Source organism: Legionella quinlivanii (assembly GCF_003265995.1).
GTDB lineage: Bacteria > Pseudomonadota > Gammaproteobacteria > Legionellales > Legionellaceae > Legionella_C > Legionella_C quinlivanii_A.
In genome coordinates this window covers 470,663-497,485 of sequence record NZ_MVJN01000001.1, presented here as the reverse complement: position 1 = coordinate 497,485, position 26,823 = coordinate 470,663, and the positions used below count along the sequence as shown (strand labels likewise).

The following is a 26,823-nucleotide window of genomic DNA, read 5'->3' as shown; positions in this document are numbered from 1 at the left end:
AAAAAACCATAACAATATAGAATTTTCCTTTTACAAAGCCTGTAAACTCCTAATCATCAACGTCTCAGAACTAGCTTCTGCTCTAGTCTCTGTCTATCGCCTAAAATCGTTTATCCATTCCTTTTATGAAAGTCTCGCTTGCTTTGCTATAAAAAATGTAAAAAAGAAACCCGATTGGGAGCCAGCTCCCTCCCCGGGGGAGGGTGAGGGGGTTAAAAAATTTATCACGTTAGTGATTCCATTTTGTTGTGGCAATAAACCCTAATCACAGAAATATGATTAATGAATCGCTACGCGACCTTGTTTATAGCCCCCTCTCCCTAACCCTCTCCCCCGCTGCGCGCGGTGGAGAGGGGATCAGATATTCTTAGCCTGACGGCTATGGGCGCTTCGCCCGACATTCGCTGGAAGTAGCTTTCGTCTCGAATGACACGAAACCTAACTCTTAGCCCCTTCCTGCTTTATCGAACTCTTCTTAAGATTCTCCAGCCAGAGAGCGCGGCGTTCCTGCCCCATATCGGCGCTGCGGTAAACATAATGCAGGACATAAAATCCGTTATCTGTTCGGACAATTTTTTGAATTTCATCCTGCACAGAATTACTGGGTTCTTTAATCCTGAATTCAAAAATAATCTGATCGGGGGTTTCTTCGAGGATTGTTATTTCCGGATTAGCGATTTTTTTCAGGTTTTCCATAATGACGTTGGAAAATTGTTTTAAGCTGGCTTGTTTCTGCAGTTCTGGAAAATACTGAGTAGTCACCAGTTCTTGCCAATGATCAAGCCGTTCACCGGCCGGGAGATACTCTATAGTGACCATGACTGAATCTTTTTTTCCCCAGGCAGCCTGCCAGACACGATTATCAAAGACCAGGTTCTGCTGCTCAGACCTGACTATTTCGGGATCCACTTTAACTTCAGGATTCAAGATCTTTGAACTGCAATATAAACCATCCTGATAAGTGTAATATTCAACGCATTGACTGGTATTCCCCTTATCAACCTTGATGAGATCTTCCGGTTTAACCGTAGCTGCCTCTGCGCTTGGCAGGAAGGAAAGAAATAAACTGGCGCTTAGCAAACTGACAAGCTTTGTCATTGTGGGATATCCTTAATTTCAAAAGAATATTGTAAATGATTTTATGATGAAAGTCTTTTTCGAAAAAAAGTAAAAACAATCATCTATAGTTAGAATAACAAGAGCAAACCGGGTGTGCTAAATGAAAATTAAGGGATTTTGTTTTCTTTTCTGGCTAGGCTTTATGATGAATGTTATCGCCGCAACTCCTGTTAAGATCGGAACTCCTTTTTTTGATCCTCCTTTTGCTACAAACGATGGCCACTACTTATTAAATGGATTTGATATCGATTTAATGAAAAAAATCTGTGAGAAGCTGCATTGGGAATGTCAATTTTTTTCCCTCGAAGGACCGCAATTGTATACTGCCTTGTCCGAACGAAAAATTGATTATGCGATTGGAGATATCGCGATTACCCCCTCAAGACAGCTGAATTATCTGTTTTCTATTCCATATATGATTACAGAGGGAGCATTTGTCACATTAACAGACAGCCCGTTGACCACTTTGAAATCCTTGTCTGGAAAGCGGGTGGGGGTGATGTCCTGGCGGGTTTACAATGAATATCTGCAACAACATAATGACTTGAATATCACGGTGGTTCCCTTTGATGATTTTAATAATCTGGCGATCGCTTTGGCCAGGCAGGATATTGACGCTGTTTTTATGAATAAATACAGTGCGCTTTATCTGGTTCGTCAGCATCCAGATAAAATTAAACTCATGAATATTGATTTAAAAATTAATGAGGGAATTGGAATAGCAAGCTATTATGGAAATGAGAAGAATATGGATCTGATTAATCATTTAATACTGCAATTTCAAGCCGATGGAACTTTTGTTAACCTGTATAATTATAATTTTGGATTTTTTATACGTCGCTGACTATGTCTAAATCACAAGAACAACACTTACAAGAAGAGCTTTCCGCCGCCGCAGTCATTAAAGAGCAGCTCACTGCCATTACAGACGATTTCATGCGTAAGTATGAAGATGAAGGGGCGAGGCAATTTGCAAAAGTGGCGCATTCAAGTACGGACAATGCCCTTGAAGGAATGCTTAAAGCCAGGACCGCAGACGATTTTTTACTACATGAAAAACGTCTGTCTGCCCTTTTAAAAAGTTTAAAGAAGAAATCAGATCTCCCTGACAATCTCGATGATTCACTCGCCAATTATCGTTTTTACCGGTATCTGATGTCATTATTGGGTGCTGTGCATACTCACAACAGTGAAAGAATTTTAGCCCGCCAGCCTCAGTGGTTTTGCGACCATCCTGCTCATGAAGAATGGCAACAGAGACTGACTCAACTCAGCCATTTAAACAATGAAAATGAGCTTGAAATTACAAAAGGCAAATTGTTTGAAGAGGTCCTTAAAAAAGATGCTGGCATGGATTTAGCCAACCTTGCCTCACTGGCGGTTATTGAACGGCAGGTTCGCGCGTTCAGTAAGCAGCGGCTTTCTGAATTAAAACCCAATAAACGCTGGAAGCATTTTCTGCAAGATGCGGCCTGGATGGGGCTCGGATTAGGATTAGTGATTACCTCTTCAGTACTAGGCCTCGCTTTTCCTTTTCTGGCAATACCAGGTATTGTCCTCGGGGCGGCCGTAGTAGGTTATAGTGTTATTGATTTTATCAAGCAAAGCAAAGAAGTGTATTCGGAGCTGTATCCTGAGGACAAATCTGCCCTTGTTACTCAGGAGTTCATCGAAAATTTGGAGAAAGAATATGGTGAAAGCCTTCCAGACGTTGACTTTGGGGCATTAGTTAAACAGCAGCTCGCCGACGATAAAAAATGGTCGCTGGAAAAAACGCTGGTGATCGGTTTAGGTTACGGATCATCCGCCACAGGGCTTACTCTTGCAGTGGCTGGTATGGCCTTTCTTTTTCCAGGATTTGGAGTTCCACTGGCCGTGATTATTGCAGTTACTGTTGCCGCCTTGGCAGTTATCAGTTTTTCCAGTCTGTTATTGGGATTTAAGGCCTACCGCGAGAATGTGGAATACAATGCCAGACAAAGCGAAATGAAGCAGTCTATTATCGAAGATAATCAGTTGATCTCCGAGATTTCCTTGTCGCCAGTGGATAAGTCTGAACCCAGCAGTACTGCTAAATTATTTCAGAAGGGGATTGCTCATGCGGCGGAAGAGGAACCGCAGCCTGTTTTGGCTGATGGGCACCCGCAGAATGAGCCGGCGAACCAAAACTCCCAAAATGAGAACGATAGTGTTCCTGTAAATGTTGCTGGCAGGGAGGATGAGGGTGAAAGCGAGGGGGAAAAACAAAGACCCCATTAGAATCTGGCATGTTTCTTGTTAATAATTTCTTGTTAATAAATAGTAATCCCTCAGGCACGTCATCCTGAGCGTAGCGAAGGATCTCAAACTGCCTGGAACTGAGCCAGATTCAGGAGATCCTTCACTGCGCTCAGGATGACGCCACAATCTGAGGAGTTACATACATAAAACAAATCTTCCGGGAGTCAGAGATGCGGTATTTGCCGATAGTCTTGTTTTCCCTGCTGTATTCGTTCACTTGCCAGGCGGAGACCATTCACATCATAGCCGTTGGTGATGTGCTTATTCATAAACCGCTGCGCGATAAGGGTATGAAGCTTGGCTTCACTCAGTTATGGAGTTCTCTGATTCCTGAATTGAAGAAAGCTGACATTACCTACGGCAATCTTGAAGGCCCTGTTGCCGCAATGGTAGATTCAAGAGGCCGAGCCACTGAGAGCGTTCAGGCCGCTTACACTACCTTCCCAATGTTTAATTATCCGCCCAGTCTCGTATCGGGGTTAAAAGATTCCGGATTTGATGTGGTTTCAACAGCCAATAATCATGCACTGGATCGTTATGGGGCAGGCATTGATAAAACAATTGCTGTTTTGAGTAAAAACGAATTGGCCTTTACCGGAACTAAAAAAAGCGGCAGTCAGGAGCGATGGTTCGCAGAAACCAATGCCAATGGCATTTCCATTGCCTGGTTGGCCTGTACCCAGGATACCAATGGAATTAATGATACAGAGCAGCAGGTCTTATTATGCCATCGTGATCAGGAACTGGTTTTAAGTCTGATAGCTGAATTGGCAAAAACGCATGACGCGGTCATTGTCACGCCTCACTGGGGAGTAGAGTATCAGTTAACCCCTGATAGATCACAGCGTCGTTTAGCGCAGCAGTTTGCTGATGCGGGTGCGATGGCCATTTTGGGTTCTCATCCCCATTGTGTCCAGCCCTTCGACTGGATAAAGGCGAAATCCGGACAGAAGGTGTTTGTCGCTTATTCACTGGGTAATTTTATTTCGAATCAGGGCAGTTTGAAAAACCGTTCCAGTGGCTTATTGTCCTTGTATGTTAAAAAAAATGAGGTGGGAACTCATATCGATAAAGTAAATTACCAGCCGACCTATATGGAAAATCGCGGGGGAGAAATGCAGGTGAATTGGGTTAATTCTCGAAACCATCCGGCGTATTTGTGGTTGAAAAAAGTTGTGGGAGAACACTATCTTAAGCTGGCAAAAGAAAGTGATAAGCAGCCTTGATACCTATCAAGGCTGAAATATCCCTGAGGGGTTAAGCCGCTTTCGGTGATTGATGACTACTTAATAATGCGTCAGCAAGAGCGAGTATGGAACACTGAGGATTCTGCTTCCTGGCAACATCAATGTATTTAGTAACTTCCTGCCACTGCTGATTCAGGATAGCCAATAAGGCAAGACCCGACCAGGCTTCGGAAATCGAGGGCTCAAGCCCAGTGGCCGACTGATAACAGCGTTGTGCCTCAGACAAGTCATTCATTAGCAAATGACACCAGCCCAAACCTATCCAGGTAGGGTAAAACTGTTCATTCAAATGGAGGCTTTTTTCAAGCGAGGCTTGTGCATCTGGCAACTGATGTTTTTCCATTTGCTTAACGCCATAATGATACCAAAGACGGAAGTTGGCTGAATCCACAGCAATGAAGGCTTCGATATTGGTTAATGAAGTTTGTTTATCCAGAAATAGCATCACCAGCTGTGCTTCACGATTCGTATCATTTAAAGACAGGCATAATTTGGCATAGTAAACAGCCTCGTGCTCATTCTCCAGCTCAAACCAGGATGCTGCCAATATACCCAAAAGCTCCGCATTCTGCTCATAGTGCTCTACAGTACGTATTAGCTCAATACTCTCTTCAAAACGTTCGAGCCGCTGCAATAATCTCGCTTTCATGGCGAGTATCTCACTACTGGCCTCAAGCGGCTTGAGTAATTCCAGGGCATAGGCATAATTTTTTTGTAAACTATACGAATAAGCCAGATAATAGCGCCGTTGCGGCAGATCGCGCTCCTGTAATGCTTTTTCAAAAACAGCAACAGCTTCCTCATAATTTTCAGCTGATAAGTGCAGCAGGCCTTGTTGCAGCCAAAGCGCCTGGTTGGAGGCTTTTTTGGCCTGATCCAGATAGTGCTGAGCCTGATGCCAGTTTTGCTGGTTTTGGTAGCTTTGACTAATTGAAAGAAGCAGATTGGTGTTATCCGGATCTTGTTTCAGATAATGCAGATAACGTTGAAGTGTTTGATTTTCCATTGTTTTAAATCCTTTAATTTGCTTGCGAGGCAGCGCCGATTGTAAAGGATAGTCAATGGCCTAGTAAAGAAATTTAAGATCATTTTTAATTACCTCAGCGAAACGCATTACTTTCGCTGAGGCAGATTTCGAAACTTAAGTGCGTGTATTAGAAGAGCTGCTTTGCGCTTCTACATCATCATCGCCCAAAAATTCGAAATCATCTAAACTAATTTCTTCATCAGAATAAAGATTCTCAAATTCATCGGCGAGGCTGTTAACCTCTTCATCATTGATATTTTCTTTTACTGATGTTGCTGGTGATGATGTTACACTGGGTTGGGTAGAAAGAAGAACGCTCATTAAACCAAAGCCTTTCTGTGCAGCTTGACCGGCAAAAGCAAAACCAGCTCTACTGATATCACCAAATTTATATCCTTGCTTGTCATCAGGTTTTATTTCTGCGTGCGTCATTTCAGAGGTCGCCTTATTGGCTTCACTGGCACAATGTTTAATATGGGCCGACATTTTCTGGAACTGTTCTATTTGTTTCTCATCCAATTTTACTAAAGGATTTACTTTCGCAGATTGGTTATATTCAATGACGTTTTTAATCAGAATGTCATAACGAGGACCACGTTGTACAGGCTCAATGAGATAATCTGATAGGCAAAAACCTTGCTTGTTGCTTGCATACACATAATCTTTTAATGCCAGGAATGCCTTAGGGTTTCCAGCTTGTTGCGCAAATGCTCCATAATTTGTTGCATATTCAGCATACAGCACAAAATAACTTTTTAATAATTGCTGGCGCTGCTTTCTTAAGGAATCTAAAGTTTCCTGCTCTTCAATGGAGATAGTTTCTCCTGCCGCCATTTTTTGAGATATTTCCAAGCCCTTAGTTACGTTTGTGTCGAGTCTCATTGAAATTTCAACAAGCCTCGGGAGTAATTGTTTGAACTTGTTTAAAACAGGGTTCGTTCCAATTAATCCAGATCTTGAAAAAACACTAACCAAAAAAAGTAGTTTATTACGATAAGTTTCTTCAGTTTTAAACAACTCTGCCAGGGAGTGGTTAACAGGGTTGACTGGGGATTTGGGTTCTGACTTTTCTAGCATGGTAATTCCTATCTTCTACATGTAGCCTAAAAAATAACCATTTTAATCGACTTTCATTAAGATAAAATTAAGTATAATTATTTTGACTAATAACTATTGACCCCTACGTTCCGTGGTTAACCGGTGTTGTGGGATAAATAGAAAACCTATCGTCTTTGCGAACGAAGTGAAGCAATCCAGATCGAGCGTTGAACAAAGGGAGGAGCTGGATTGCTTCGCGAAGGCTCGCAATGACGGTTTTTGGTGCGCCTATCTTTATTCATAGAACAATGTCGAACAAGTCGCTGAACATGGAGTAATAAGTTGCGATAATCAGGCGGCATTAGCTGTCGTGGGACTTTCGTCTGGGCAGATGGCGAGAGTCTGGCGGCTGCGTCTGGAAAGTTTGATATAGGCAAAAGGAACCACGTACAGTGAAAAGAAAGTACCCACTAACATTCCACCGAGAATAACAATACCCAATTGCCGGCGGCTTTCCGCTCCCGCTCCTGTTGCCAGAGCGAGGGGGAGGGCGCCAAGCAACATTGCCAGGGTGGTCATTAAGATAGGACGGAGTCTGATTTTTGCACTTTCAATAACGGCATTAAATTTATCCATGCCTTCCTGTATTTTCAGGTTGGCAAATTCAGTAATCATTATCCCGTGTTTGGTGATAAGCCCTACCAGAGTCACCATTCCGATATTGCTATAAATTGAAATAGTCTGATTGGTGAGATACAGGGTGAGCAAAGCACCTACCAGGCATAATGGTACACTAAGCAGTACAATCAATGGATCGATAAAGCTCTCAAATTGTGCGGAAAGCACGAGGTAGATAAATAATAAGGCTAAAAGCATTGCGTAAATGCTGTTTCCAGAGGATTCCAGATAATCTTTGGCGGTACCGGTAAAGCGAAACTGGATATCATCAGGTAGTTTTTTATCCAAAATATCCTGAATTTTATCAATGACTTCATTTAAATGAGCACCGGGTGCGAGTTCAGCGCTGATACTTGAGGTTCTTAAGCGATTCAAATGCGGCAAACTATCCGGTCCAATGGAATGGCTGACGTCAATCAATGTGGATAAAGGGACCATTTTTTGCCGCCCGCTTTTAACATAGAGTTTATTGAGAATGGCAATATCGCGTCGCTGGGAATGATTTAACTGTAATATCACTTTGTAGGTTTGCCCGTCATAATTAAAATTGACCGGATTACTTCCGCCAAGCATTGTCGATAATAGTTCCGCTACCTGAGCCAGATTGACATCAAGATCGGCTGCCAGTTGTCTGTCAATTTCAATATTGACTTGCTCACTATCCAGCGCGAGATTGTTTTTAACATGCCTCAACTGAGGAAACTCGCTTAAGGTTTTGGCTACATCGTTGCTTATCTCGTTGAGCCGTTTGTAACTGGTGTTTCCCATAATTGCCAGGCTGAACTGATTACTGCTGCCGCCGCGATTGCCCAAGGGATTAGGGCTTACCGGATATACATTAACCCCAATCAGTTTCTGCATTTTTTCACTGAGTTCGTCACTGATTTCCTTTTGTGAGCGTGAGCGTTCATGCCAGGGGCGCAGTTTTAAAATGGTAAAGGCTGAGGAGGGTTTAACGGAAACAAAATAATTCAGCTTTTCCGGAATAGATTCATAAATAGCCTCCAGCTGCCGGCTATAGTGGTCGGTGTATTCGGTGCTGGCATTGGTGGGTGAGGCAATGGGTCCTATGATGTAGGACTGATCCTCAACCGGAGCCAGATCTGCTCCTAACTGATGATAACAGAAGAAACCAAGCAGACAGGATGCAGCCAGAATCAGAGATAAGCGGTATGGGCGATGAAGCATCGCGTTTAAGCTACGGCTATAGCAATCGCCCAGTTTTTTAAAAACCTGATCAAGCCAATGACTGTAGCGGCTTTCTTTTTGATTAAGCAATTGCGAGCACATCATTGGGGATAGACTTAAAGCAACCAGTCCGGATAGTAAAACGCAGATTGACAAAGTCGCACCAAATTGGAAAAACAGTTTCCCGGTAAAGCCATCCACAAAACCCATCGGGGCATAGACTGCCGCTAAGGTAATAGTCATAGCCAGAATAGCGAAAACAATTTCGTTGCTTCCCTTTATAGCGGCTCGAATGGGAGATAAGCCGTTTTGTATGTGCCGGTGGCAGTTCTCCAACACGACAATGGCATCATCAACGACAAGGCCAATCGCCAAAACCATTGCCAGAAGGGTTAATGAATTCAGCTCAAATCCCATCCAGTACATTGGCCAAAAGGTTCCAATCAGGCAAATGGGAATGGTGACGATAGGAATTAAAGCCGCGCGGATGCTGCCCAGAAACAAAAGAACCACCAGTCCGACAAAGAGAGACGCTTCAAAAAAGGTCCAGTAGACTTCATGTATGGAAGCTTTAATAAACTGGGTTGAATCAAATACAATTTCAGATTTAAACCCTTCAGGAAAGGTTTTCTCCAGGCGCACCAGGCTTTTACGGACTGCTTTGGCTACGTCGACGGGATTGGCATTGGATTGAGCCAGAATCGCCAGACCGACTGCTGGTTTTCCATTAATTCGCAATAAATTATCCTCATTCTCACTGCCGACGGTGACTGTTGCCACTTCACTTAAACGAATTAGCTGGTGATCTCGCTGTGCAATAACTAACTCTGAAAATTTCCTGGCATTTTGCAGCCGTGCATGAGTGACCACTGTGTAATAGCGGTTAGCACTCTTGATTTGCCCGCTGGGTACGTCAATATTTTGTTGGGCAAGCGCTTTTTTTATTTCAGCCACTGTGATCTGGCGGGCAGCCATTTTTACCGGGTCCAGTGCAATTTTGACGGCATAATTACGGCCGCCATGATAGCTGACTTCACCCACTCCCTGAATTTCCTGCAAAACCGGTTTGATGTTTCTTGAAATATAATCCGTAATTTCAAGTGGATTTTTTCGTTCATCATGAAAACCAAGCACCACGACCGGATTGGCATCAGAATCATTTTTGTTGACTACGGGTGCGTGGCTGCCCAAGGGTAAATGGGTTTGCAGCGAAGACATTTTGTTACGAATATCACTAATGACTTCATTGATATCCACACCCAGTTGAAAATCAATGGTCACTCGGCTTTTACCCAGCAAACTGGTTGAGCGCAAGCTATCGACCCCGGGAACGCTGGACAGCATGTTCTCCACCGGAATGGTAATTTCCTTTTCTACAAGTTCAGGACTTGCACCATCGAATTCAGTATTGATAGTGATAGAAGGTTTTTCAATATTGGGAAGATGCCGCAGAGACAATTTGGCAAAGTGTAAAAGTCCGGTAATTACTATCATCAGTGTTAAAACAATAGTAAAAACAGGGCGCTTAATGCAATGCTCTGGAAAGGTCACCGCGGACTCCTGATATGATTCACAGCGATAACTTTAGTGCCTTCTTTTAATTTATGCTGCCCGCGTACGATAATAATGTCATCTGCCTTAAGTCCCTGGCAAACTTCGGTCATGGCGGCATGGTGAGTTCCTGTTTTAACGCGAACGGTAATGGCTTTGTCGCCTCGAAGAACAAAAATTTTCTGCCCGCTAATTGTTGGAATGAGGCTTTCCTCAGGGACCAGCAAGCGTTTTCTGGCCAGACCCAGCTGGTGTTTAACTCTGACGAAAAGCCCAGCTGAAAGCTGGTTTTTACTATTATCTATCAGAGCTTCGACCGCAATGGTGCGAGTGTCTTTATCGATGGCGGGTGCAATATAGTTTACCTTTCCAATGAAAACCTGGGTGGGAAAGGCATCTGAACTGATTCGTACCCTTTGGCCATTGTGAAGACGCGGCAGCAATCTTTCAGGTACATTATATTCTACACGCAATTGCTGATTGGCAACCAGATGAACCAGGGCCTGCCCCATTTTCACATATTGACCGACACTGACTTGTTTTGAACCGAGGGTGCCGGTAAATGGTGCACGCAGATTCAATTTTTCCAATTGCGCCTGTTTGACCTTAACCGCGTTTCGTTTTTCGCGCAGATCAGCCAGGGCTCGATCAAGGGCCTGTTCGGAAGCCAGACTTTTCTGTGCTAATTCCTTTGTTCGTTTGTAATTGGTTTCACTGAGTGACAGGCTGGCTTTTGCACTGGCGAGCTGGCTTTTCATAACAGTACTGTCGAGTTGTATCAGCAAGGTATCTTTTTTTACCAATGCGCCGGGCTGAAAATGGATCGCTGAAATTTGCCCGGCAATTTCCGAGCTGATATCGATACTATCCATACTGGCCAGACTGCCCAGCGTTTCAAATTGCTCGGCCAATACTCGCTCGGTCACATGCGCGGTTTCAACAGTGATCAGCGGCGGTTGCGGTTGAGAATGTTGTTTACCGGATACTGCGAATTTGACATAAAAAAATGAAATAACTGCCAGGATTGCTAACAGCAAAAGTGAAAATCGAGATTTCATGCGAGATCCTGGAAGGTTTGGCCGATCGGGCTATTATAAAACAACTTGCACACAGGTTCAAAAGAAAGCTGGGGTTTTTAGAGAGGGAAAGCTATCCAGATTAAGCTGGGCTGATTAATTCAAATTATTTATAAGCATTTTCTGGATTGCGCTCAAGCGAGCATTGTTACATAAACAGAATTAAATCACTAACCTGCCGTCTTTGCGAACAAAGTGAAGCAATCCAGATCGAACCATGAACGAAGCTAGGAGCTAGATTGCTTCGCTGACGCTCGCAAAGACATTTTTGTGCACCTATCTTCAGTGATGCAACAACGCAGTTCTCAATTACTCAGCTGCCAGCCACTGGTTTAACACTTCAACAATTTTCCGCGCCTGATCTTCGCTGGAAATATTAAATTTGGATTTCATCCAGTATTGATTATTCCTTTTCTGATAGCGTCTTATGGAATATTTGATCGGGCCGAAATCGTTTTTTGCATTATCCCAATCCTGATATTTAAACATAATAGTGGTCCAGGCCCCCTTGGTTAACACATATTTATCCAATTCTTTGGTAGTTTCTGTGCCATTTTCGCTAAAAGCAATAGTCAAATCATCAATTGTTTCACTCATTTATAAACCTTTGGAAGAATTAATCGATGGATTGTAGTTTGCCGTCAACAAAAGTCAAGGACATGGGCGGGCCATACTGGGATGGCTGATAGGTCCAAATCTGCGGTTTAGTCTGACTTTGTACAGGCACTTCGATAAAGGTATTGTTCACGATAGAGGGGCTTCCACAAGCACCATATACTTTGCCAACCGGATCACCTGCCTGGATGCTTGTCCCTCCGCAAATAGAAAAAGCATTAGTGGAGTTGCCATTCAGAACAATGTCATGAACCTGATTATTAACAACGTCTACTTGCAATTGCACCCCACCCGCTGTCCCCTGAAATGGTGCGCTGCCGTAATTGCTGTTTCCGATAGGCAGCTTCCATACACCATAAAAGGCGGTAGGAGCTCCTTCATTATTGTAATAAAGCTGTTGCGCAGGAATTTTCTGCATCAGAGGTTTGTTAGAGTTTTGTTGACTTAAAGGTTGTCCACAGGCGGCGATAACCTGATCCTGAGTCATTCCCACATTGATATACCCGTGATTCTGCGGGCAATATACTGAATCAGCTGCCCAGAGTATACAGGGGCAAATAACGGTTGCTACAGCTGCTACTGCAATTCTTCCGGCCATTTCAGCCTCCTCAAGTTCCCTCATAATCAGTATATACCCTGTGAAGAAAAATAAAGTGATTTAGTCTGCCGGAATAAAAAATGTTTTATTCAACGACTTTGTTAATAAAGGCTTCAGAATTCTTTTTTATACTTATAGAAAGTATGTATGTAGTTGAGATTAATCATGGCTCTAACAATTAAAATTGAAAATCCTGATGAAATAAGTAAGGAAACTGCAGCTAAACGTAAAAAAGTAGTTGAATTAAAAGAGGGTATTCAGGATTCTCTGAGGAATGTAGAAGAAGATCTGAATGGTGGTCTGGACACAGAACTTGCAGAAGGACGGCTCAGTCCTGAGGAATATGAGCTGCATAAAGGAACTAATGAGCAGATGTTAGAGAATTATACTAATGCGCTCAAGGCTGCTGGCAATACTATCGCTCGTTATGATCAGCTCTTAGCAGAAAACTCTGGTCTTTGTATCATAATACCGGCCAGTACTGGAAGAGATGAACTTAAGCAGATTATTCAGGGCATAGAGGCGCTATTAAAAGAAAACAAGAATGCAGAAGAGGTTGAATTTTTCAATGCCATTCTTACCCGCACGAAAAATTTGAAAGATATTGTGGATACAGGTAAGGCTATCAAAGAAACCAATATTCCCATTACCAGAAACGAATTGGTCGTCTGGGAAAGAATTGCAAAGGATCTTGGTCAGGATAATAGTCAGGCGAAAGATCTGAACTATTTGAATAGTCAGGTGTCTGCTGTACATAGCAGCAAAACATTGCGAGGGGAAGAGAAGAGTATATTAATTGATTTATACAATAAGCTATCATCGATTCTACTAAGTGATGCCACGGATAAACACAGCAAGATCCAGCAAGCAGTGAGCGCTGTGGTCGATACCTCTGCATCGATTAAACGCACCGAGGGGTTCAGAGGCTTTCTTAATGCCGTCTGTCAATTTTTTAAGATCCCTCTTGCCTTTACCATGAAATCAGAGTCGGTGGCTAGCACGGTCAGCATTAAGCAGGAATTGCAATTGTTTAAGAAAGCACAAGTTGCAGATGATTCGCCGGAGGTGGAGTTTGACCATGATCAGCAGGGGGATGAAGCTCCGACAATAAGCTATTCAAGCTGATTAAGCGAGCACTTCCCTGTGCATCAGCACCCTACACTAACGGTAAAGGCATGGACGCGCTAATGAATAAAGTAATGACTTTGATCATCACCATCATAATGTAGGGTGCAAAATCAAATCCTGAAACATTGGGAATTATTCTGTGGCCAAGGCGAATCAGTGGATTAGTCATTAAATTAACCACATATCCTGCTGGATTCTGCTGTTCCCAATGCGGATTGACCCAGCTCATGATCACCCGAATCAGCAGCGCAAAAAACATCAGGTTGAGCGGCTGAACGACAAGATCAGCTATTACGAAAAGAAGAATGAAGGAAACCGGCAGCAACCCTCCATAGGCAAGCAATCCAAGACAGATGAACTTGATAATCTCAACTACGACAATCAGGGCCAATCCCGGCCAGTCATATTGGGAAAGGGGTTTTCTGGTTTTTCCCGGTGTATCCTGCTGTATCATTCGCTCAATTGGGCCGAGAACAGGACCTACAAGGGCATTAATACTTTGGTTGACCGGATGAAGAGGGCTTAAACGAAAATAACGCAGAATCACCCGCGCCCAGAGAAGAAACAGTATTAATGTAAAAATCACGGACACTAAAAAATAGGCTGCCGTCAAAAGTCCTGTCATCATTTTATCACCTGCACTTTATGAGCCTGGCAAGCAGTCTCGAATGTTGTTTCTGCATTTTACGGCATCACAGTGATTTGACAAGAGCTGAGACAGCTACAGAGGCTTATCAAAAGTAATCAGATATAATCGGCTATTTTCATGTTTTAAACCGGCAATGCCTGTCTTTTTATCAAGTTTTCCATTCAAATAAAAATCATTATCGATGATTAGAGCTATCTGATTAGGCTTGACCAGACTGATGCCTTCAATTTTAGAATTTCTGATACCAAGAGCGGCTAAGTCTAATACCAGTTCCTTTTGCAGGCTTTTAATCCCCAGGGCTTTAAGTGAATCAGCGCTCTGACTTTCCAGGTTTTCATTAAGCTCTCTTTTTTTCGGATCTGAAGATTGCAGGTTGCTGGCATCGGCGAGGTGAATCAGATAAATTTTTTTGTATGCCTTTTTGCCCGTCTGATCGTTTTGTTCAATTACTAAAAAACGCCCATTGCCGAGAGCGACCATGTCACCAATACGATCAGAGTATTTTTTGTCAAGCAGGTAGATAAATTGGCCTGTGGTTTGTTTTTTGGGTATATCAAACTCGATGAAGCGAATAATTTTTGAGTCTTTTTTAGGGTTATTGACAGGATTTTGCAGTGGACTTTGTAAAATAGCATAGACTTTCGATCCCTGCAGAGCGATCCCTTCAAATCCCCTATTGAGTTGCCGCAGTTTCAGAATAGGCGGTAAGCCTTTACCGGGATAGAAGGTTTCCAGAAGCTTTCCCTGTGAGGAAAAATGAATGATAGATGGGCCGTACTCATCAACCATCCAATAACTGTGGTCATTAGCGACATCAATCCCTTCCAGATCCATGTCCAATGGTTTGAAAGCCAGTGTATTACCAAACAAATCCACTGGTTTTTCCTGGTGTCCAGAGGAGGGAGATAGTCCCGAAATGGGTTTGCTATCGATATTTTTAAGCAGGATTTGCTGGCTTACCGTCAATGTTTTACGAACAGGATCGGCCAGTAAAATAACCAGACGAGGGTTGAAACCTGGCAGCAGAAAGGGGCGTCTGATGATTCCTTTATCTTCATAGGCATCGGGATTAGGGCCTCTGTCTGTATGGCTTAGAAATCGCAACTTGCCGTCGCCGGTTAATCCTAAAAATCTTAATCCTGAAAATCCGCCTAGCAGAATGGTTTGTCCTGCACGGGTTTTACCTAAAGCTGGGGGGCTTTTCAGTTCAAAACGCTCAATTACCGGTGGTGAACTAATAACTGCTTGTCCGAGCGAAAAGCCAGGCCAGATCCCAACGAGAATTATAAGCGTTCTTATTGGACTCATGATGACTCATTATCCGATTTAGCCAAATATTCTTTAAACGCTTCAATCCCCTGACTGCCGGACTCTTCAAAAACATAATGAGCGGGTGAGGGAACGCGTGTGACATAAAATTTGTCTATTTCATCCAGATAGGCGGTGGCGTCTATTCCCACTTTTGAACTGATCATATGTTTTTTAATCGAGGGATCGAGTTTTGAGCCAAGGGCTCCGTTCACAACAACCAGGTCACGCTCTGCCTGAAAGCGAGTAGCAATAGCCCATTCGATGTCATTCGGATCGTCAATATTAATGTCATCATCCACCACAACCACCAGTTTGATGTCATAATGGCATCCAAATGCGCAGCAAATCACATTTTTGGCTTCACCCAAATTAGTTTTTTTCATCTTAACCACCAGGTGGTAACGTCCTAATCCGCCCGTTGTTAATCTTATGTCAATGACATTGGGGAAATTAACACGAATTCTTTCCAGCAAAGAGGCTTCGCGGGGCACTCCGCCCAGAACGACATTCTCCAGCCCGGAAGGGTGATTGGTTTCAAAAATCGGTTTACGCCGGTGGGTGATGCATTGAATCTGAATAACAGGCAGCATCGAACTGCCGCTATAGTATTTTGGAAATTCACCAAACGGTCCTTCCAGCGCTCTTACTCCGGGTAACACCAATCCTTCGATAGCAATTTCGGCTTCGGCTGGGATATATACATCATTGGTATAAGACTTCACAACAGATAAAGGTCTTCCCATCAAAGCGCCTGCAATTTCAAGTTCGGATTGATCGCGGGGAGCAATCATTTGTGATGCCATTTTAGTGACCGGATCATGGCCTATCGTTATGGTCACAGGGAGAGGCTTCCCCATACTTTCTGCATCCTGATAATAGGCGTGCAGATCACGAGGCAGCATGAGAATACCTAACTTGTCAGGTGCATGGACCTGCAAGCGATTAATGGAGGTATTTTGCTTGCCTGTTTTTAAATTCAAACCATGCACCAGTCCAGACGTAATATAGGGACCCACATCTTTTTCATGATGAGTTACAATAGGAAAAAGCTTTAACAAGTCAATTGACTTGTCATGAATAATCTCATGAACGGGGGCTTGCTCCTGATTGACGACTGCCCAGGGGAGAGGCTTGTGCAAAGCATTTTGAATGTGACCGAGCATTTCCTCTTGTCTGACATTCATGGCTTCTGCAGCCCAGGCACGCTGGCCCAGTGTTCCAGAGACAATAGGAACAGAATGCCCAAGTGGATCTGGGAAAAAACAGGCTTTCTTGCCTTCAAATTGTTCTATCCAGGTCATCACTTCAAATTTTGGATCAGCGCCGGTTTTACAAATCATCAAACGCTCAGTACTAAACAGCCTGTCAAGCCAGTCACGAAGGTTATTCATAGTCCATCCCTGGGTTAATAGTGTTGACAATCAAGAAAATGCGAGTCACGAAATGAATCCTCAGGTGGCTCGACAAGAGGTGTCGATAATGAGTGAATGTTTTCAGGTTCCAGGGCAAAAAACAATGGATATCCGGGATTGTCTTCTACCACAATACGGTAACCTTCGATTATGATTCCCCTGCTTTTTAAAGTTTCTTTGGGTTTATCAATCAGTTGTTTTTTCAGAGTATTATTATTTTCTGCCTCAGCCACTAAAGTGGAAATCATTTCCGCCAGCTGAGGTGATTGAATATCAGACATCTTATTCTCCTTGAGATCACTGATTTTAAGTATAAACACTTCCTGGATTAAAGGGTATTGAGTGATTCGCCCAATTCCTGAGCTCGCTCAGACGCTTTTTGAAGTGCGTTCTCAATCAATTGCTTAAACTGTCCTTTCTGCAGTACATCCAGTGCAGCTGCTGTAGTGCCGCCTGCCGAGGTGACATTCTGCCTCAAGGCTTCTGGAGATGATTGTGTGCTATTTAGCAAATCAATTGCTCCCAGAATGGTCTGTTTAGCGATAAGTTCTGCCTGCGCTCTGTGGATCCCCAGCTTTTCTGAGCCTTCAGTCAGCGCTTCCAAAAACAAATAGACATAGGCCGGCCCGCTGCCTGACAAGGCGGTAATGGGATTGAGAAGTTCCTCATTTTCAATCCAGAAAGCATAGCCTCCGGAGTTAAACAGGCGCTCAACTTGCTGACGTTGTTTTTCACTGATTTGGGGATTGGCAACCAGTGCCGTAACGCCCTTGCCAACTGCAATCGGAGTATTGGGCATGCTCCTGACGATAGCCTGGGTCTTTGGGCAGTATCGAGCCAGGTGCTCAAGGCTGATACCGGCCGCCACTGACAGTAAAACGGCTTGTTCAGGCAGATGCCCTCCAATTTCGGTAAGTACTTCATTCACTTTAAATGGTTTGATCGCCAGGACGACCAGATCTGCCTTTTCAATAATCGCTTTGTTGTTAAAATCAGTGAATAATCCGTTTGGTAATTGTTCTTTTTTTAAAGAAGGTGAAGAAACAGCTAATTGAATGTCTGGCTGAGTGATTAAATTGTGCGCCAGGGCTTTTGCCATATTACCATAACCAATGATACTTATTTTCATTGACGCTCTCCAAAAATAGCTCGGCCTATTCTAATCATAGTGCTCCCTGCTCTAATCGCAGCATCCATGTCATCACTCATTCCCATTGAGAGAGTATTGAGCTTAAGCCCAGTTTGCTGATTGAGTTTGTCAAGCAGCTGAGACAGCCGCAAAAGACTTTGATATTGTTCGGTTTCATTCTCACGAGGCATGGGAATCGCCATCAGGCCGCAAAGCTTAAGACGGGGCAGTTCGGTGATTAATCTGGCAAGCGGCGCTAATTCCTCTGGCGTAATCCCTGATTTACTGGCTTCCTGGTCAAGCTTCACCTGAATGCAGATTTTTAGAGGCGGCATTGAAGCAGGGCGATGCATGCTGAGCAGGCGGGCGGTTTTTTCTCTGTCTACACTGTGAACCCAGCCAACACAGGCTGCGATTTCTGCAGCTTTATTGCTCTGAATAGCTCCAATAAAATGCCAGCGGATTGGCAGATCTCGTAATTCAGAGATCTTTTTCTGAGCTTCCTGCCAGTAGTTTTCGCCGAATTCATTTAATCCTGCTGCCTGCGCCTGGCGAATCGATTCACTGCTGTGGCCTTTGCTGACTGCAAGCAGGGTGACACTGCCTGATGGCCGGTGGAATTCGGCTTCAAGCTTTTGAATATGATTTTTTATCCGGATAATTCGCTGAGCTATAGTCATTTTCAGATTCATAAATAGCAACATCATAACTGATTTTGATTCAGCAAGAATAGCCTTCAAGCGGATGTATCTGTCTGACTCCCCTGTCATTTCCGCGCAGGCGGAAATCCATTGATGATTTGGCACAGGAGTCGTGATAAAAATTGATTCCCGCCTGCGCGGGAATGACACAGTTTGTACAGCGGGACACATAATTTCTTCTTCAAGCCGAAAGGTTTTGGTTCATCGATGAATTTGCTCTGAGCAGCATCCTGAGTTAATCTTGCAATTATTCGAATGACTTAGAGCACTATATGGATATTGCCGAGCTGCTGGCTTTTTCTGTTAAAAACAACTCCTCTGATTTGCATTTGTCCGCCGGAATGCCTCCTATGATTCGGGTTGACGGTGATTTGAGAAAAATCAATATCCCCCCCCTGGAGCATAAAGAGGTAATCAAAATCATTTATGATATTATGAATGACAAGCAGCGCAAGGAGTATGAAGAGCATCTGGAAACAGATTTTTCTTTTGAAATTGCAAATCTGGCGCGCTTCAGGGTTAATGCCTTTAATCAGGCTCGCGGTGCAGGGGCGGTATTCAGAACCATTCCTTCCAAAATTCTGAGCATGGAAGATTTGGGATTGCCGCCTGTGTTTACCGAAATTGCCTCGTTTCCCAAGGGGCTGGTATTGGTTACTGGTCCTACAGGTTCAGGAAAAAGCACCACACTGGCAGCGGTGATTGATTACATTAACTCAAATCGCTACGATCATATTCTAACCATCGAAGACCCTATTGAGTTTTTGCATACCAGCAAAAAATGCCTCGTCAATCAACGGGAAGTGCATCGCGACACACACAGTTTCGGTGCTGCCTTGCGTTCTGCCCTGCGAGAAGACCCTGATATCATTCTTGTCGGTGAGCTTAGAGATCTCGAAACCATTCGTCTGGCGATGACCGCAGCAGAGACAGGCCATTTAGTGTTTGGAACTCTACACACGAATTCAGCAACCAAAACAATTAATCGAATTATTGATGTGTTCCCTGGTGATGAAAAATCAATGATCCGCACAATGCTTTCTGAATCTTTACAGGCGGTGATAGCACAAACACTGTTAAAAAAGCGAGGCGGAGGACGACTGGCTGCTCTGGAAATTATGATGTGCAACTCTGCAATCAGAAATCTGATTCGTGAAGATAAAGTGGCTCAGATGTATTCTTCAATTCAGACAGGACAAAGCAGAGGAATGCAGACACTGGATCAGCATTTGACCCAGTTGGTTAATCAGGATTTGATAGCCAGGCACACGGCCCGTGAAATCGCGATTAACAAGTCAATATTCTAGATACTGACATCTCTTGGAATAATGCAGCATTGAAAGGGGGGAATAGTTCGATCTGTTATTAGTTTTTTATTTAAGGTAATATCGCTCATCCCAATTTTTTAAGGATAAAAAGGTGATAAAACAATGGTTAAAAGCTGGTTTTTTTACCAGTTTGATTTTTTCCGGGGTGGTTGATGCGGCAATTCCAAAATTTGGCCTGGCCCCTCTGAGCCCTACAGTCTTACAAGTTCCATCCAATGCTTCATCCTCTGTCAGTTATCTGGTACGAAATAATACCAGCATTCCCCGTATGCTCACCATGCAGCCTCTGCCGGGTATTGCTCAGGTGGTCAATGCAGGCACTTGCAGTAATCCGTTTTATTTGAATCCGGGACAAACCTGTGTGCTTGCTCTGCAAGTTAATGGCAGCCAATTACCTGTCAGCGGTATTCATGATGGTCCCGTGATTTGCAAAACCTTTGGACCTGGAAATAATAGCCCTGATCCTTTTCTGTGTTCCCGGCCAAGCGCTCTGGAAATTTTAAATATCAGTGTAGTTGCTGCGACCAGCGGACACCTGCTGTGGCTTTACAATGGGGTTCCGGTAACTAATGTTGATTTACTGACCGATACCAGTGGTAATATTACATTAAGCAATACTGGAATTAATACGGTTACCAATTTACAGATAAGCATTCCAGCGCCCTACAACGCTTATTTCTCTAATGGCTGTGGCGCCAGCTTATTACCCAATAGCAGTTGTAACATTAGCTATAACATTCCCTCGCCGGTCTTCTCGAATAATTTCGTGATTACTGCAACGGGTTTAAATGCGGATAACAGTCCCTTGCCATTGTCGGTCGAAATTGGCCCTGTAGGTCCTGTGCAATGTTGGGGGGAGAATAATACCGGACAACTGGGGAATGGTACAACAACACCTCCAGCGCTTCCTGTAACTTCTCCAGCAGACCCATTGAGTGTGGTTCTGGGAATTACCAATGCTACCGAGATAAGCGGCGGTTCTACCTATACCTGCTCCATGTTGGCTACAGGCCAGGTTCAGTGCTGGGGTGCTAATAACCTGGGTCAGTTAGGAAATGGCGCTCCACTTCCTGGAGCTACTTCCTTAACGGCTGTCAACGTAATTGGAATCAATACTGCTGTGGATATTAGTGCGGGTGAGACGCATGCCTGCGCAGTGCTCGCCAATGGTACGGTACAGTGCTGGGGTGCTAATAACGTAGGCCAGTTAGGAAATGGTCTGACCACGAACAGCAGCACGCCTGTGACTGTGGCTGGAATTACTAACGCGGTCGAAGTCAGCGCCGGCTTTTATCATACTTGCGCTGTGCTCGCAAACGGGCAGGTATCCTGTTGGGGAGGGAATGACTTCGGTCAGTTAGGAAATGGTACAACCGCGCCTCTGCCTCAGTTTTTCCCCGCTGCTCCGGTAATAGGCGTTGATAATGCCATTGCCATTACCACCTCGAGTTTTACCTCCTGTGCGCTTTTAGCGAATACTCAGGTCAAATGCTGGGGAGTGAACAATGTGGGGCAGGTGGGCATGGGGCAATTCAGTCCGTCAGTACCCACTCCAACAACCGTTGTGGGAGTTAACAACGTTGGCGTATTATCCGGCATTACTGATTTGTCAGGTCGAGGCTTTCATACTACAGCGCTTGGCAGCAATGGTTTGGTATATGCCTGGGGATTAAATAATGCTGCCCAGTTGGGTAATGGTACGCTTGACAATAGCCCATTCCCGACTATGGTTTTGGGAATTAGCGCACCTGCAATTGATGTGAGTTCCGGTCTGGTGCATGCCTGTGCTCTTCTGATTAATGGTCAGATGCAATGCTGGGGTAAAAATGAATTTGGCCAGTTGGGACTTGGGAATGCGCCGCCTCCGCCCTCTGTTCCGCCGGATATCTATACTTCAGCGCAAACAGTGCTTGGTTTAACGAACGGCATTGGACTGCTCGAGCATGGTTCAGCGGCCATAAGTTGTGCGATTGTTTCTTAGTTCTCAATAAATTGTTACCTACTGCGGGCGATGTCCGCAGTAGGTAACTTTCAGTCCTGCATATAAAAACTCTTTTTAATATTCTGTTAATAATTTTTTGATTAAATAAGCACTCTTTTAGCAAGTTAATGGAAAAAGTATGGCTGCTTATTCGATCGATAGCCCCGTGATTTTGTTCTCTCATTCTGAATACGGTGAAAGACTTTTATTTAAAAATGGCGCTACCAATCCCAGAAATGAATTAGGAAAAAATGGGGTTACTCTCCACAGTGGATTTGGTTCATTAGCTTATAAAACAATAAAAATCAATGCTAAAAAAATTAATCAGGATGGTACTGAAGAATTATCTACATTTAGGGTCAATCGAAACAGTCTTATCAAATACCTTGGTATTAAAAATCCTAAAGGAATGAAGGATGCAGACCTGATCGCCACTCTTCAATCGCAATTCTGGACAGATGACTACGAAAATCGAGATACCGCTAAAGCTCAGGGGATGGCTGGTGAGCGTTTACGACATGCTGGAGAACATAACAAGAGAAAAATCAGCAATTGGCGCAATGCGATTGGCGATAGCCTGAAAGGCGGCTTTCTGAGTTGGTTGTATAAAAAAACGATTAGCGGCGTAAACCGGATTAAAGCTCGTTTTCTTTTTGTACGTACGGAAAAAGACATTTTTGAGGCCGGAGAAGTATTGGCCAAGAAACGAGCTAAGCAAGCCTATAAAGAGATTCCTGCATACAAAGAGCATTTATCACGCTTCAAATGTACAATTAATTCTGAAACCACATTTTCTGACCTCCCGGTTACCACAAAAGAAAATTATATTAAACATAATGATAAACACGAGAACAGAACGCATCGTCATGGTAAATTTCCTGCAAAAGCGAAAGTGGATACCTCAACCGGCACCACTGGAAAGCCTACTGCATGGGTCCGCAGCCATGAAGAGGTTGAGCTTGTAAAAGAATCATTGCAATTAGCTGCAAAAATTCAGTTTGGTGATCGCAAACTTCATTATATTGATGCTTTTGCACTGGGCCCCTGGGCAACGGGTTTAACTACCTATGAGCTGATGCGAAATACCGGCAGTGTATTTGCTACCGGTTGCGATAAAGAAAAGATTCTGGAGGAGTTGGTTCTCAGAGCTCGCTATGACACTGATTTACGAGAGCAGGCATTAGACAGGTGGCAGAATAAACATCCAGGAAAAATCACAGACGGCGATAAAGAGCTGATTGGCAAGTTAATTAAGGATACTTTGGCCAAGGTTTTAAAAAACCGTGATCTGGACTTATATGATGCTTTGAAAGAAGCATTCCAGCAAAGTGAGGGCCGAACTGCTGAGCTTGTTCAGCGGTATAAATCTGAAATCCGACGGATGGCAGCCGAGTTAAACAAGGACAAGCAGCAGATCATTATTGCCGGCTATCCACCCTTTTTAAAGGATTTGACCGCGTATGTTGAAAGTAAAGGCTATCAGTTTGAGGATTTTTCGGCAATTGGTGTAGTTGGAGGGCAGGCCATTTCAGAGGCAATGCGTGAATTGCTGATAGAAAAAGGGTTCAACCAAATCTACTCCTCTTACGGTGCGTCAGATCTTGATATTAATCTGGGTGTTGAAACTGAATTTGAGATAGCACTGCGCAAGGCACTTGAAAAACACCCGGGACTAGCTCGCGAGCTCTTTGGGGAGAATAAAGGCATTCCGATGGTATTTCATTATGATACGATGAACTATCATGTGGAATGCGATGAAAATAACCAACTAATCTTTACCTGTACTCACGATTACCAATCCTCCCAGCGCGTGCGCTATAAATTGGGAGATGAAGGCCGCCTTTATGCCTGCAGTGACGTTCAGGCAGTGATGGCTAAATATGGTATTTTCAATAAACCTAAAACCAATCTTCCTTTGATGTTTGTCTGGGGACGCGAGTCTACCGTAGTTTATAACGGGGCCAATCTGGCTTTCACGGAGCTGGAACGGGCAATCACCGATGACGAGGAACTCAAGTCACAGGTACTTAAAAAAGCGTTTTATGTTTATCATGACGATGAAGGGTCTGAGAAAATGGAGATGTGGCTAGAGCTTGATGAAGGACAGGAGTTCCCTTCGGAAGAGGAAATGTTTGCTTCCTCGCAACGCCTGTATACCAATCTGGCATTGGTTAACCAGGATTTTAAATGGCAGCTGCAGCAGCTGGATGAAGGCAGACAACTGCCCGTGATACGTTATTTTAAACGCGGTGCAAGTCCAATCAGTGAAACTGATGGACATCACAAACAGGTTCTGGTCTTTAAACAAAATGCCAATCTGGCCCGGGATTATCAGTTCCCTGATGAAAGTTTGTGTAAAGCCGTTACCGTGCCGATGAGTGGTGAAATTCTTAAGGAAAGGGCTGCCGAGTTTGGAATCTGAATCATCGGATCCCAGCCTCTGCGTAAAGGCGTTCTGCGTGAATAAAGACAGGTACACAAAAAACCGTCTTTGCGAGCGTTAGCGAAGCAATTGCTCCCAGCTTTGTTCATAGTTCGATCTGGATGCTTCACTTTGTTCGCAAAGACGGACAGGTTGGTTGCTTGGTTCTATTACGCAACAACGCCTCGCGGAAATGACAGACACGTCTATGTGAAACAGGTTAATCTGCGATAGAATACAATTTTTATCGGAAGGTTAAAAACAATGGGTGTGAACGAATCAATTTTCCTGCGCAGTCTGCGCCGAGAGGCAGTACCAAGAACTCCGGCTTGGTTAATGAGACAGGCAGGACGTTATTTACCGGAATATCGTCGGGTTCGTGCACAGGCCGGCGACTTCATGACCCTTTGCAAAACCCCCGAGCTGGCGTGCGAAGTCACCTTGCAGCCGCTCAGGCGGTTTCCTCTGGATGCCGCTATTTTGTTTTCAGACATTTTAACCATTCCGGATGCAATGGGGCTTGGCCTGCATTTTGTGGAAGGCGAGGGGCCCTGTTTCCGATTTCCGCTGCATACTGAAAATGCCATTAAAGCGCTTCCTTTTGAGCAATTAAACGAAGGGCTTTCCTATGTTTTTAACGCAGTTGAATTAATCCGTCGAGAGATGCCGGCCGATCTGCCTTTGATTGGTTTTTCAGGCAGCCCCTGGACGCTTGCCTGCTACATGGTGGAGGGGCAAAGCAGCCGTCAGTTCCCCCGCTGCATGCAGCTGATTGAGAAAGAGCCGCAGATTGCCAGGCTCTTGTTAACTAAGCTGACTCATGCGGTTACTCACTATTTACTTGCACAAATCCATTCAGGTGTTAACGCCGTCATGTTGTTTGATACCTGGGGTGGACTCCTGTCAACCGAGAAATATCTGAATTTTTCACTCAATCCGATGAGAGAAATTGTCCAAAATATAAAAAAACAGTATCCCCATATTCCCGTAATTTTATTTACCAAGGGCGGAGCGCAATGGCTCTTGCAAATGGCTGAAACCGGTTGCGATGCCCTGGGGCTGGATTGGACAGCGGATCTGGGAGAGGCCAGAGCACTGCTTGAGGACCGGTTGAGCCTGCAGGGAAATTTTGAACCGGCCTTGCTTTTAAGCGATGAAGAGACCATTACTAAAGAAGTAGAACGTATTCTCGCCTCTTATGGAAATGGACACGGTCATATTTTTAATCTGGGGCATGGGATTACACCGGACGTTCCTCCTGAACATGTCAGTATGTTATTGCAGGCTGTACAAACCTTTAGCCCTGCTTATCATAAGGAAAGCAAGTGATTACCGAGAGTCAATTTAAGCCGGCCTGGTGGCTGGGTAATGCACATAGTCAAACCATCTATCCCACTATTGCGCGCAGCATTCGATTTGTTATCGATAAAAGCGAACGCATCGAATTGGCTGATGGTGATTTTCTGCAATTATCCTGGATGACTAAGGGAGTGCCACAGAATGCACCAGTGGTCATTTTGTTGCATGGTCTTGGTGGAAATCTGAATTCGACCTATGCCGCTGGCTTAATGCAATCATTTAATAAAGCAGGCTGGCGAGCAGTAATGATGCATTTTCGTGGAGGCGGCAGTAAGCCAAATCGTCTGCCAAGAATTTATCACTCCGGTGATACCAGTGATTTTTCCTATTTCCTGAATATCCTCGCAGATAGGGAGCCTGACGTTCCGAAAGCAGCGGTAGGGATCTCTTTAGGCGGCAATGTGCTCTTGAAGTGGCTGGGAGAAGCAGGCGAACAGAATCTTATCCAAACTGCAGTCGCTGTTTCAGTGCCTTTTAAATTAAATATTGTTGCTGAAAAAATAGATAAAGGCTTTTGTCGTCTCTACCAAGCCTATCTGCTGAAGAAATTGAAAAAACTGGTTGTAAGGAAGCAGCAGATTTATGCCGATCAATGGGAAGATATTTCCAGCAGGCTGCAACAATCCAATTGTTTTCGCAGTTTTGATGAAAATATAACCGCTCCTTTGCATGGTTTCTCCAGTGCGAATGATTATTATGCCAAAGCGAGTTCGCTGCCTTATTTATCAAAAATAGCGACGGAAACCTTAATTATTCATGCCAAGGATGATCCTTTTATGACTATGGAGGTTATTCCTTCTAATGGGGAGTTATCTGATAAAGTTACTTTAGAGTTAAGTGAAAAGGGCGGACATGTGGGCTTTATCAGCGGGAGTATGCCAGGTTTGCCAGTCTATTGGCTGGAAGAAAGGATCCCTGAATATATCCAGTCTGTATTTGAAGCTCCCACGAAAAAGCTCAAATAAAACCCGGTTATACCAGGGTGT

The 26,823-nt window shown here is 44.0% G+C and carries 23 protein-coding genes; 10 read left to right on the top strand and 13 right to left on the bottom strand.

The features are described from left to right. Window positions 1-265: hypothetical protein (locus B1207_RS16020; protein ID WP_216362446.1), on the top strand; the 265-nt coding region annotated here is incomplete at its 5' end. 173 nt (window positions 266-438) lie between these two features. Here B1207_RS16020 and B1207_RS02035 read toward each other — a convergent pair. Next, window positions 439-1,098 (bottom strand): hypothetical protein, encoded by a 660-nt coding sequence (locus tag B1207_RS02035; RefSeq protein WP_112218316.1) that lies wholly within the window; start codon window positions 1,096-1,098, stop codon window positions 439-441. 121 nt (window positions 1,099-1,219) lie between these two features. On the opposite strand from B1207_RS02035, the gene B1207_RS02030 reads away from it, so the two are divergent. The 3 genes from B1207_RS02030 (at window position 1,220) to B1207_RS02020 (ending at window position 4,625) form a co-directional block, all read left to right on the top strand. Next, complete coding sequence (locus B1207_RS02030; protein WP_112218315.1) at window positions 1,220-1,963, top strand: transporter substrate-binding domain-containing protein; 744 nt, start codon at window positions 1,220-1,222, stop codon at window positions 1,961-1,963. 2 nt (window positions 1,964-1,965) lie between these two features. Further along, on the top strand, window positions 1,966-3,378 hold the full coding sequence (locus tag B1207_RS02025) for a hypothetical protein (RefSeq protein ID WP_112218314.1): 1,413 nt from the start codon (window positions 1,966-1,968) through the stop codon (window positions 3,376-3,378). A gap of 191 nt (window positions 3,379-3,569) precedes the next feature. Then, window positions 3,570-4,625, top strand: a complete 1,056-nt coding sequence (locus B1207_RS02020) for a CapA family protein (RefSeq protein ID WP_112218313.1) — start codon at window positions 3,570-3,572, stop codon at window positions 4,623-4,625. A gap of 31 nt (window positions 4,626-4,656) precedes the next feature. Here the strand turns inward: B1207_RS02020 and B1207_RS02015 are convergent, their stop codons facing one another. The 6 genes from B1207_RS02015 to B1207_RS01990 form a co-directional block, all read right to left on the bottom strand. Further along, a complete protein-coding gene (locus B1207_RS02015) occupies window positions 4,657-5,652 on the bottom strand; it encodes a tetratricopeptide repeat protein (RefSeq protein ID WP_112218312.1) in 996 nt (331 codons plus the stop codon). 135 nt (window positions 5,653-5,787) lie between these two features. Next, window positions 5,788-6,750, bottom strand: a complete 963-nt coding sequence (locus B1207_RS02010; RefSeq protein WP_112218311.1) for a RhoGEF domain-containing protein — start codon at window positions 6,748-6,750, stop codon at window positions 5,788-5,790. Between the two features lie 312 nt (window positions 6,751-7,062). Then, complete coding sequence (locus B1207_RS02005) at window positions 7,063-10,128, bottom strand: efflux RND transporter permease subunit (protein WP_112218310.1); 3,066 nt, start codon at window positions 10,126-10,128, stop codon at window positions 7,063-7,065. Then, window positions 10,125-11,186: an efflux RND transporter periplasmic adaptor subunit gene (locus B1207_RS02000; RefSeq protein WP_112218309.1), complete on the bottom strand. Its 1,062-nt coding sequence runs from the start codon at window positions 11,184-11,186 to the stop codon at window positions 10,125-10,127. Before B1207_RS02000 ends, B1207_RS02005 begins: the two co-directional genes overlap by 4 nt. A gap of 327 nt (window positions 11,187-11,513) precedes the next feature. After that, window positions 11,514-11,801 (bottom strand): hypothetical protein, encoded by a 288-nt coding sequence (locus B1207_RS01995; protein WP_058507574.1) that lies wholly within the window; start codon window positions 11,799-11,801, stop codon window positions 11,514-11,516. 19 nt (window positions 11,802-11,820) lie between these two features. Beyond that, window positions 11,821-12,417 carry a DUF2845 domain-containing protein gene (locus B1207_RS01990; protein ID WP_172458062.1) on the bottom strand — a complete coding sequence of 199 codons (597 nt, stop codon included), beginning with the start codon at window positions 12,415-12,417 and terminating at the stop codon, window positions 11,821-11,823. Window positions 12,418-12,582: 165 nt separating this feature from the next. Here B1207_RS01990 and B1207_RS01985 point away from each other — a divergent pair, with 165 nt between their 5' ends. Continuing rightward, the gene (locus B1207_RS01985; protein ID WP_112218307.1) at window positions 12,583-13,542 is read left to right on the top strand and encodes a hypothetical protein; all 960 of its coding nucleotides are present in this window, start codon (window positions 12,583-12,585) and stop codon (window positions 13,540-13,542) included. 31 nt (window positions 13,543-13,573) lie between these two features. Here B1207_RS01985 and B1207_RS01980 read toward each other — a convergent pair whose 3' ends face one another. The 6 genes from B1207_RS01980 to B1207_RS01955 form a co-directional block, all read right to left on the bottom strand. Then, complete coding sequence (locus tag B1207_RS01980; RefSeq protein WP_253255761.1) at window positions 13,574-14,173, bottom strand: YggT family protein; 600 nt, start codon at window positions 14,171-14,173, stop codon at window positions 13,574-13,576. A gap of 93 nt (window positions 14,174-14,266) precedes the next feature. Continuing rightward, on the bottom strand, window positions 14,267-15,502 hold the full coding sequence (locus tag B1207_RS01975) for an esterase-like activity of phytase family protein (RefSeq protein WP_112218306.1): 1,236 nt from the start codon (window positions 15,500-15,502) through the stop codon (window positions 14,267-14,269). After that, window positions 15,499-16,896, bottom strand: coding sequence for a UbiD family decarboxylase (locus tag B1207_RS01970; protein WP_112218305.1), 1,398 nt, complete (start codon window positions 16,894-16,896; stop codon window positions 15,499-15,501). The genes B1207_RS01975 and B1207_RS01970 overlap by 4 nt, the downstream gene beginning before the upstream one ends. A gap of 14 nt (window positions 16,897-16,910) precedes the next feature. Continuing rightward, window positions 16,911-17,198, bottom strand: a complete 288-nt coding sequence (locus B1207_RS01965; RefSeq protein ID WP_112218304.1) for a hypothetical protein — start codon at window positions 17,196-17,198, stop codon at window positions 16,911-16,913. Window positions 17,199-17,245: 47 nt separating this feature from the next. Next, the gene (proC, locus tag B1207_RS01960) at window positions 17,246-18,046 is read right to left on the bottom strand and encodes a pyrroline-5-carboxylate reductase (protein WP_112218303.1); all 801 of its coding nucleotides are present in this window, start codon (window positions 18,044-18,046) and stop codon (window positions 17,246-17,248) included. Continuing rightward, window positions 18,043-18,726 (bottom strand): YggS family pyridoxal phosphate-dependent enzyme, encoded by a 684-nt coding sequence (locus B1207_RS01955; RefSeq protein WP_112218341.1) that lies wholly within the window; start codon window positions 18,724-18,726, stop codon window positions 18,043-18,045. Before B1207_RS01955 ends, proC begins: the two co-directional genes overlap by 4 nt. A 293-nt stretch (window positions 18,727-19,019) precedes the next feature. On the opposite strand from B1207_RS01955, the gene B1207_RS01950 reads away from it, so the two are divergent. From B1207_RS01950 to B1207_RS01930, 5 genes are all read left to right on the top strand, one after another. Further along, window positions 19,020-20,054: a type IV pilus twitching motility protein PilT gene (locus tag B1207_RS01950; RefSeq protein ID WP_112218302.1), complete on the top strand. Its 1,035-nt coding sequence runs from the start codon at window positions 19,020-19,022 to the stop codon at window positions 20,052-20,054. Between the two features lie 112 nt (window positions 20,055-20,166). Beyond that, complete coding sequence (locus B1207_RS01945) at window positions 20,167-22,056, top strand: RCC1 domain-containing protein (protein WP_112218301.1); 1,890 nt, start codon at window positions 20,167-20,169, stop codon at window positions 22,054-22,056. Window positions 22,057-22,195: 139 nt separating this feature from the next. Next, window positions 22,196-24,478 (top strand): hypothetical protein, encoded by a 2,283-nt coding sequence (locus B1207_RS01940; protein ID WP_112218300.1) that lies wholly within the window; start codon window positions 22,196-22,198, stop codon window positions 24,476-24,478. Window positions 24,479-24,748: 270 nt separating this feature from the next. After that, a complete protein-coding gene (hemE, locus tag B1207_RS01935) occupies window positions 24,749-25,807 on the top strand; it encodes a uroporphyrinogen decarboxylase (protein ID WP_253255760.1) in 1,059 nt (352 codons plus the stop codon). Beyond that, window positions 25,804-26,802, top strand: coding sequence for a hydrolase (locus B1207_RS01930; protein ID WP_112218298.1), 999 nt, complete (start codon window positions 25,804-25,806; stop codon window positions 26,800-26,802). The genes hemE and B1207_RS01930 overlap by 4 nt, the downstream gene beginning before the upstream one ends. The last annotated feature ends 21 nt before the right edge of the window (window positions 26,803-26,823 follow it).

Excerpts from the sequence above, each read along its gene's own strand:
- B1207_RS02035 (WP_112218316.1), bottom strand. The coding sequence starts at position 1,098 with ATGACAAAGCTTGTCAGTTTGCTAAGCGCCAGTTTATTTCTTTCCTTC.
- B1207_RS02030 (WP_112218315.1), top strand. The coding sequence starts at position 1,220 with ATGAAAATTAAGGGATTTTGTTTTCTTTTCTGGCTAGGCTTTATGATG.
- B1207_RS02025 (WP_112218314.1), top strand. The coding sequence starts at position 1,966 with ATGTCTAAATCACAAGAACAACACTTACAAGAAGAGCTTTCCGCCGCC.
- B1207_RS02020 (WP_112218313.1), top strand. The coding sequence starts at position 3,570 with ATGCGGTATTTGCCGATAGTCTTGTTTTCCCTGCTGTATTCGTTCACT.
- B1207_RS02015 (WP_112218312.1), bottom strand. The coding sequence starts at position 5,652 with ATGGAAAATCAAACACTTCAACGTTATCTGCATTATCTGAAACAAGAT.
- B1207_RS02010 (WP_112218311.1), bottom strand. The coding sequence starts at position 6,750 with ATGCTAGAAAAGTCAGAACCCAAATCCCCAGTCAACCCTGTTAACCAC.
- B1207_RS02000 (WP_112218309.1), bottom strand. The coding sequence starts at position 11,186 with ATGAAATCTCGATTTTCACTTTTGCTGTTAGCAATCCTGGCAGTTATT.
- B1207_RS01995 (WP_058507574.1), bottom strand. The coding sequence starts at position 11,801 with ATGAGTGAAACAATTGATGATTTGACTATTGCTTTTAGCGAAAATGGC.
- B1207_RS01990 (WP_172458062.1), bottom strand. The coding sequence starts at position 12,417 with ATGGCCGGAAGAATTGCAGTAGCAGCTGTAGCAACCGTTATTTGCCCC.
- B1207_RS01985 (WP_112218307.1), top strand. The coding sequence starts at position 12,583 with ATGGCTCTAACAATTAAAATTGAAAATCCTGATGAAATAAGTAAGGAA.
- B1207_RS01980 (WP_253255761.1), bottom strand. The coding sequence starts at position 14,173 with ATGATGACAGGACTTTTGACGGCAGCCTATTTTTTAGTGTCCGTGATT.
- B1207_RS01975 (WP_112218306.1), bottom strand. The coding sequence starts at position 15,502 with ATGAGTCCAATAAGAACGCTTATAATTCTCGTTGGGATCTGGCCTGGC.
- B1207_RS01970 (WP_112218305.1), bottom strand. The coding sequence starts at position 16,896 with ATGAATAACCTTCGTGACTGGCTTGACAGGCTGTTTAGTACTGAGCGT.
- B1207_RS01965 (WP_112218304.1), bottom strand. The coding sequence starts at position 17,198 with ATGTCTGATATTCAATCACCTCAGCTGGCGGAAATGATTTCCACTTTA.
- proC (WP_112218303.1), bottom strand. The coding sequence starts at position 18,046 with ATGAAAATAAGTATCATTGGTTATGGTAATATGGCAAAAGCCCTGGCG.
- B1207_RS01955 (WP_112218341.1), bottom strand. The coding sequence starts at position 18,726 with ATGACTATAGCTCAGCGAATTATCCGGATAAAAAATCATATTCAAAAG.
- B1207_RS01950 (WP_112218302.1), top strand. The coding sequence starts at position 19,020 with ATGGATATTGCCGAGCTGCTGGCTTTTTCTGTTAAAAACAACTCCTCT.
- B1207_RS01940 (WP_112218300.1), top strand. The coding sequence starts at position 22,196 with ATGGCTGCTTATTCGATCGATAGCCCCGTGATTTTGTTCTCTCATTCT.